Source organism: Spongiactinospora gelatinilytica, assembly GCF_003236385.1.
Classification (GTDB): domain Bacteria; phylum Actinomycetota; class Actinomycetes; order Streptosporangiales; family Streptosporangiaceae; genus Spongiactinospora; species Spongiactinospora gelatinilytica.
Window position 1 is genome coordinate 1 of the sequence record NZ_POUA01000385.1, and the last position, 7,236, is coordinate 7,236.

Annotated in this window: 5 protein-coding genes; 3 read left to right on the plus strand and 2 right to left on the minus strand. The window is 69.8% G+C overall.

Annotated elements, in window-relative coordinates; translation table 11 throughout:
- On the minus strand, positions 1-1,596 hold a 1,596-nt coding region (locus C1I98_RS32390), incomplete at its 3' end, for an acyl-CoA dehydrogenase family protein (RefSeq protein WP_233508378.1).
- Between the two features lie 561 nt (positions 1,597-2,157).
- Positions 2,158-2,994 carry a proteasome subunit beta gene (prcB, locus tag C1I98_RS32395; RefSeq protein WP_111171157.1) on the minus strand — a complete coding sequence of 279 codons (837 nt, stop codon included), beginning with the start codon at positions 2,992-2,994 and terminating at the stop codon, positions 2,158-2,160.
- 201 nt (positions 2,995-3,195) lie between these two features.
- On the opposite strand from prcB, the gene C1I98_RS32400 reads away from it, so the two are divergent.
- The 3 genes from C1I98_RS32400 to C1I98_RS32410 all read left to right on the plus strand — a co-directional run bounded on the left by C1I98_RS32400 (position 3,196) and on the right by C1I98_RS32410 (position 7,207).
- Positions 3,196-4,755, plus strand: coding sequence for an FAD-binding oxidoreductase (locus C1I98_RS32400; RefSeq protein WP_199537371.1), 1,560 nt, complete (start codon positions 3,196-3,198; stop codon positions 4,753-4,755).
- Between the two features lie 120 nt (positions 4,756-4,875).
- Positions 4,876-6,003 (plus strand): alpha/beta hydrolase family protein, encoded by a 1,128-nt coding sequence (locus tag C1I98_RS32405; protein ID WP_199537372.1) that lies wholly within the window; start codon positions 4,876-4,878, stop codon positions 6,001-6,003.
- Positions 6,004-6,421: 418 nt separating this feature from the next.
- Positions 6,422-7,207: an FMN-dependent NADH-azoreductase gene (locus tag C1I98_RS32410; RefSeq protein ID WP_111171159.1), complete on the plus strand. Its 786-nt coding sequence runs from the start codon at positions 6,422-6,424 to the stop codon at positions 7,205-7,207.
- The last annotated feature ends 29 nt before the right edge of the window (positions 7,208-7,236 follow it).

Sequence of the window (7,236 nt, forward strand, 5' to 3'; positions counted from 1 at the left end):
GGCGTTGGGGTGGCTGAGCCAGGCGGTGCTCACCTGCGAGTAGTCGGGTTCGGGTCCGTCCTGGGCCTCCACCTCGTGCCAGAGGGCGGCGAGGCGGTGGCGGGAGCGGGTGCAGAAGATGTCGGCCAGGGCCTGGCCGTCCTGGTGGCCGTCCCGGGACCAGCGGGCGGCGCGGGCGAGGGTCAGTGACATGGTGAGGACCTCGTCCACGATCTGGTTCAGCGCGATCATCAGGTGTTCGCGCTGGAACAGCTCGGCCGCGGGCCGGGACGCCGCCAGGCGGCGGCAGGCGCGGCCGAAACGGCGGGTCTCGCGGGCCGCGAAGCGCAGGTGGTCCTGGTTGCGGGCGTTCAGGTCGGCGCATTCCGGGTCGGGGCCGTCGGCCGGCTCCTCGGCGTACGGCTCCGGGTAGTAGTAACTGAAGATGGCGAGCTGCGCCGTCCAGTTGTCGATCTGGAAATCGATACCTCCGGATATCCGGAAATTCCGCGCATCGCGGAAGAAACGTTCGAGTGGCAGCGGTCGCGCGCCCCGGCGTTCCTTACTCCGCGCGGTCTCATATCCCTCGCCCGCGAGCAGTGACATCGTGCGATCAATGATCCGCCAGCAGGTGACCGAGCCGATGTTCTTGGCCACGTTCTGCTCGAACCGCACATTGATCTCGCGCGGCTGGTCCTCGCACAGCAGGCTCCACTCGCTGATCGCGTCGATGGCGAAAACCTCGGCGAGGGAGTCGGCCATCATTCGCTGCACTTCGTCATATTCGCCGAGTTCGCGCCCGTCGATCTTCCGGCGGGAGATGAAGTCACGCGACCATTCCAGGCACAACTTCGCGATCGCCGCCGAGGGCGCCACGATCAGGTACAGCCTGCCCCGGGACACGAGCTTGGTCAGCTCGCCGGTGATGCGCACGGTGGAATCCTGCCGCTGCTCCACGAACATGTGCTCGCGCGGCACGCGCAGGTCGGTGAACGTCAACGCGGCGTTGGGGAAACCCTTGACACCCATGAACTCGTGCTCCGACCTGACCTCGAACCCCGGCCCGCCGGTCGGCGTGAAGAACAGGCGCGCGGGCTCCCCCGGCTCGCCGCGCACGGCCGCCGAGATCGTGATCATCTCGGCGATCGGGCCGTTGCCGATGTGGATCTTCTCGCCGCTGATCAGGTACGCCGTGCCGTCCTCCGTAGGGCGGGCGCTGGTGTTCCGCCGGGCGTTCGCCGCGCCCTCCGGCTCGGTGTCCGCCGAGCCGGACAGCACGCCGCCCGCGACCTGCGCGCGTACCAGGTCACTGAGCGGGCCGGGAGGCAGCGCCGGGAGCAGCGCGCCCACGCCCACCGCGTTCTGGATGGCGATGACCAGAGCGACGGGCACCGACCAGCTCGCCGCCAGCCGTACCACGCGGTAGGTGTTGTAGCAGGACAGCCCGTGGCCGCCCAGCTCCCTGGGCGCTTGAAGGCACATGAACCCCCGGGTGCGCAGCTCGTCCAGCAGCCCCTCGGGAAGCCGGCCGGTGAGGTCCACCTCGGTCGGATCGACCCGGCTGCGGAGCAGGGCGTCGAGATCCGCCAGAACCTCGTCACCGGCTTTCCGGTCCACCGGCTCCTGCTGGGGGAAATGTTCCACTAAATGCCACAGAAACTTACCTAAATACAGACCTTCAAGGAATCCAGCGACTTCCGGGTCATGAAAGAGATTGCGCACGCCGGGCACGGCACTCCTCATGCGGTTGGAGAGTATGAAGATCGGCCGACGACGGCCAGGCTCGATTCATCGGTTCCCCGAACATGCCCCGTCGCCGGTCAGGTGGGCTGACCCGCGCAGTCATGGAAACATTTTCCGCAAAGCATCGTCAACCCCTTACCACCCCGCGCAAGATGGCAGGTCGCATCTCTCCGATACGGACGACAACGGTGAGCATTCGACCCGGCGTCCGTTTCCGCCCCGGCCGGTCGCGCCCAATGGGGCGACCACCACCGTCCCCGGATTCCGGCTGCCCCTGAAAATGCATTAGGGACATTGTGTTTTTGGACACGAGAATCGGGTTTCGGGCATACACAAAAACGATCGGTTCAGCGCGGACGGCCGGGCCCAGGGCAGGCCGAAGCCCCCCGGGGCGTACGCCGGACCGAGGGGCTGGTGTGGGGCCTCAGGAGAAGATCAGGTGAGGGAAGCGGCCGGGCCGTCGGGGCGGGTCATGCGGGCGTCGAGCATCGCCCGGACGTGGACCTCGACCTCGTCGTCGGAGAGCTGGTGGAAGCCCTCGGCGGTGATGACGGCGATCCGCGGGTAGGTGCGGCGGGCGACGTCGGGGCCGCCGGTGGCCGCGTCGTCCTCGGCGGCGTCGTACAACGCCTGCACGCAGGTGAGCACCGCTTCTTCCGGCGCGGCGTCCTCGCGGTACAGCTTCTTCAGCGCGCCCCTGGCGAAGATCGAACCCGAGCCGATCGCGTGGAACTGCCAGCTTTCGTACGGCCCGCCGGCGACGTCGTAGGTGAAGATCCGGCCGGTGCCCCGCTCGTCGTCGTAGGCCGCCAGGATCGGGACGACCACCATGCCCTGCATCGCCATCCCCAGGTTGCCCCGGATCATGGCCGCCAGCCGGTTGGCCTTGCCCTCCACGGACAAGGCCCGGCCCTCCGCCTTCTCGTAGTGTTCGAGCTCCACGCCGTACAGCCGGGTCAGCTCCATGCCGATGCTGCCCGCGCCGGCCGCGCCCACGCAGGAGAAGTCATCGACCCGGTAGACCTTCTCGGCGTTGCGCTCCACGATCATGTTGCCGGAGGTGCCCCGCCGGTCGGCCGCCATCACCACGCCGCCCGCGCAGGTCGCCGCGATGATCGTGGTGGAGTGCGGAATCTGGTCCGCGACCGAAACGGCCGGCGGCCGGCGCTCCCACGGCACCAGCGCCGGCACCGCCGAAGCGACGAAGTCGGTGAAGGAAGAAGTCCCGGCCGGAGAGAACAAACCCTGGAAAGGCTGTGAGTCGTCGCGCATGAAGCCGCCCCCGTCTCCGTGTCGTATCTTCCTCCTCCAGGACCCTAACACCCGGCCCTCCCTTGCGTCGCCCGCCGCCGATTTATCAAACTGTTCGACTAGACGTTCTGATCATGACTGTCCGGACATACGTACTGATCATGGGAGGAAGTGGTGCGCATGCCGGCTCGCCGACAGGTTCTCCAGGCAGCGGCGTTATCGGTGACGGGGCCGGCGGCCGGGGCGGGCGCCGATCTCCTGGAACCCGAATCCAAGGGCCCACCGGCGGGACGGGGCTGCGTACCCCCGCTCGGGCCGGTGACGGTCGATCCCGATGATTCCCGATATCAAGATCTGGTACGCCGTGGGCACAAGCGCTACGTGGGCAGTCCCGACTACGTACGCGTGGTGGGCTCGACCGAGCAGGTCGTGCAGGCCGTCCAGGAGGCGGTCAGGGACGGCGGGCGGGTGGCGGTCCGCAGCGGCGGCCACTGCCTGGAGAACTGGGTGGACGACGCGTCCATCCAGGTGCTCATCGACCTTTCCGGGATGACCCAGGTCTACTACGACCCCGAGCGCAACGCGTTCGCCGTGGAGGGCGGCGCGGACCTGGAGCAGGTCTACCGGCGGCTCTTCCTCGGCTGGGGCGTCACCATCCCCGCCGGCTGGTGCCCCAAGGTGGGGGCCGGCGGCCACTTCACCGGCGGCGGGTACGGCGTGCTCTCCCGGACGCACGGCCTCGTGGTGGACCACCTCTACGGCATCGAGGTCGTGGTGGTGGACGGCGCGGGCCGGGCGAGCGCCGTCGTGGCCACCCGGGACAGCACCGGCGCAGAACGCGAGCTCTGGTGGGCGCACACCGGTGGCGGCGGCGGAAACTTCGGCATCGTCACCCGCTTCTGGTTACGCACTCCCGGAGTCCGCGGTACCGACCCGTCCGACCTGTTACCCAAGGCCCCCGCCTCGACCATCGACTTCTCCTGCACCTGGCCGTGGCAGGGCCTGAACATGGACGAGGAGAAGTTCGCCCGGCTGATCCGCAACCACGGCGAGTGGTGCGAGCGCAACAGCGCCCCCGGCGCGCCGGGCACCGCGCTCTACTGCGACCTCACCGTCGCCCGCCGCGCGACGGACGTCAACCTCACCGTGGGACAGGCCCACGGCCCCGACGCCGAACGACTCGTCGAGGACTACCTCACCGCGCTCGGCGCGGGCGTCGGCACCCCGATCAACGTGGTCCGCGAACGCAAGCCGTGGCTCACCGCGGCACTGTCCGGCCCCAACGCCTCCAAGCTCTACCGGCTCAAGGCCAAGTCGGGCTACCTGCGCAAACGCTACGACGAGAGCCAGGTCCAGGCCATCTACCGGCGCCTGACCGCGGAACGCGACCCGGAGCTGATCATCGGCTCGGTGGGGTTCGCCAGCTACGGCGGGAAGATCAACACCGTCGCGCCGTCCGCCACCGCCCACGGGCACCGCGACGCCATCATGCGAGTGCTGTTCATGTCCACCTGGAACGACCCCGCGGTGGACGAACGCTACGACAACTGGCTCCGCGCCCTGTACCGCGACGTGTACCGGGACACCGGCGGCGTACCGGACCCACGCGACGGCGCGTACATCAACTACCCGGACAACGACCTCGCCGACCCGGCGCACAACACGTCGGGAGTCCCCTGGCACCGGCTCTACTACAAGGACAACTACCCACGCCTCCAGCGAGCCAAGTCCCGCTGGGACCCGCGCAACATCTTCACCCACACCTTGGGCATCCAGCCCTGACCCCTGACCTTCGTCGGGGGCGGCTACCGACGATCGCCGGATTCGTGGGTACCCGGCCCGTACCTAGCCTCCTGAGCCATGACGTATGCCGAAGGGCGTACTCGGACAGGAGGTAGCGCGTTGAAAGCGATCCGAAGGATCGGCATGGCGGTCGCGGGCCTGGGGATGGCCCTGGCACTGGCCGTACCCGCCGGCGCGACGGCCCCGAGCGGTGGGGACCCGATCACGTTGCCCGCGCCGACCGGACCGCATCCGGTCGGCTGGGAGGAGTTGCACCTGGTCGATCGGGGCCGGCCGGACCCGTGGGCGCCGCCCGCGCCGCGTGAGCTGATGGTCTCGGTGTGGTACCCGGCCGCCGTGGCGAGGGGCGCGGCGGTGCCGTACGCCACGGCCGAGGAGTCACGGCTGCTGCTGGACCTGATGGAGCAGGCCGGCGACCTGCCCCCGGACACGCTGACGCGGGTCCGCACCCATGCGCGGGCGGGCGCGCCGCCGCTGCGCACGCGGCACCGGCTCCCGCTGGTCGTACTGTCCCCGGGGCTGACCGACCCGCGCTGGATGCTCACCTCGCTCGCGGAGGACCTGGCCAGCCGCGGGTACATGGTGGCCGGGGTGGACCATCCCTACGAGGCGGCGGCGGTCACCTTCCCCGACGGGCGGGTGGCCACCTGCCGGGTGTGCGCCGGCGGCGATCAGGGGGAGAAGGTGGTGGCGGGCCGGGTACGCGACATCTCCTTCGTACTGGACCGGCTGAAGGGTCACGGCCGGTACGGGAAGATGATCGACCACGGCCGGGTCGCGGCCGTCGGCCATTCGATCGGCGGCGCGGCGGCGGCGGCGACCATGGCCGCCGACCGGCGGGTGGACGCCGGGATCAACCTGGACGGGTCGTTCCGCCCGCCGCTCGCGCGTGACCTGGCGCGGCCGTTCCTGATGCTGGCCGCCGACGCGCACGGCAAGCACGGTGACAACTGGAACGACACCTGGGCGCACCTGACCGGCTGGCGTCGCTGGCTGCAGGTGCCGGGGATGGCCCACAGGTCGCCCAGCGACGTGCCGATCATCGCCGAGGCGCTGGGCCTCCAGGTTCAGAAACTGCCGGGCGCGCGCTGCGTGAAGATCGTCCGCGAGTACGTGGCCGCCTTCGCCGACCGCCACCTACGCCACCGGAACCGGCCCTTGCTGAACGGCCCGTCACCACGATTCCCCGAGGTCCGTTTCGTCGGACCGACCTCGTCCACCGACTAGATTCCACAGCGCCGCAGACCAAACCGAACCTCGGAACACAGCGGAACCGTGATCCCCGGACGCCCGCCCGCCGAAGCCTGGTGAACGGCTGGTCGCCACGATTTCCCGATCCACTTCGTCGGGCCGACCCCCGCCGTTGATGCTGAACGCGCTACGCGAGAGCAACGCCGCCCAAGCGGCGATCGACCAGGCGGCGATCGACCAGGCGGCGATCGACCAGGCGATCCACACCCTGCGCCCCGCCCTGCACGCCTGATCCCCAGGGCGCCGAACGTGGCCTTCCGCACGGGAGGCCACTCGTTCGGCGGGTAGCTCCGGCTCGACGAGATTTTTACCTGCGCTCAGGTCACCTTTCATGGTCACCTAGCGTCACCTGAATGATAGCCACTGACCAGAGACGATTACGGGGAGCTAGGAAATGTCAGATATCTATCTCCAGCAGCACGCTCCCGGCCGGCTGCACGAGCCCGGCGGCGGTGCGCGGTCCCTGCTGCACCTCGACTCCAGCGCCAGCCGCCCCGGCGACTCGACCAGCCGTCAGCTCACCGCTCTGTTCGCGGAGACCTGGCGCCGGCGACATCCCGGCGCCGAGTACCGGTACCGCGACCTGGCGGCCCACCCGGTGTCGTTGATCTCGTCCGACTTCGTCGCCCTCGGCCTGCGCAGCGAACGGCGCGGCAACGTTCCGCTGGGCGGGGTGTCCGCGCTGGCCGAAGGGCCGGGCGAGGCCCGGGAGTGGTCGCTCACGCTGCCATTGATCAACGAGGTCCGCGCCGCGGGCACGGTGCTGCTCGGCGTCCCGATGTACAACTTCTCGGTCCCCGCCGCGCTGAAGGCGTGGATCGACCGGATCACCTTCCCCGGCGCCTTCACCGACGCCGTGACCGGGGAGAGCGTGCTCCGCGACACCGAGGTGGTGGTGGTCGCCGCGCGGGGCGGCTGCTACCTGCCCGGCACGCCCCGCGAGGACTTCGACTTCCAGACGTGCTACCTACGCGCCTACTTCACCGAGCTGGGCGTGCCCGAGGACAACCTGCACGTGATCCACGCCGAGATGACCAGGGCGGGCGACGTGCCGAAGCTGGCCCGCTTCCAGGTGCTCGGCCGCCGATCGCTGGCGGAGGCCAGGTCCGAGATCCTGGCGCTCGCCGCGCCACGGCCCGACGCCCAGCCCTGGCCCGCCCATCCGGACGGGCGGCCCTGATCGGGCGATGAGGTGGGCCCGGCCGGCGG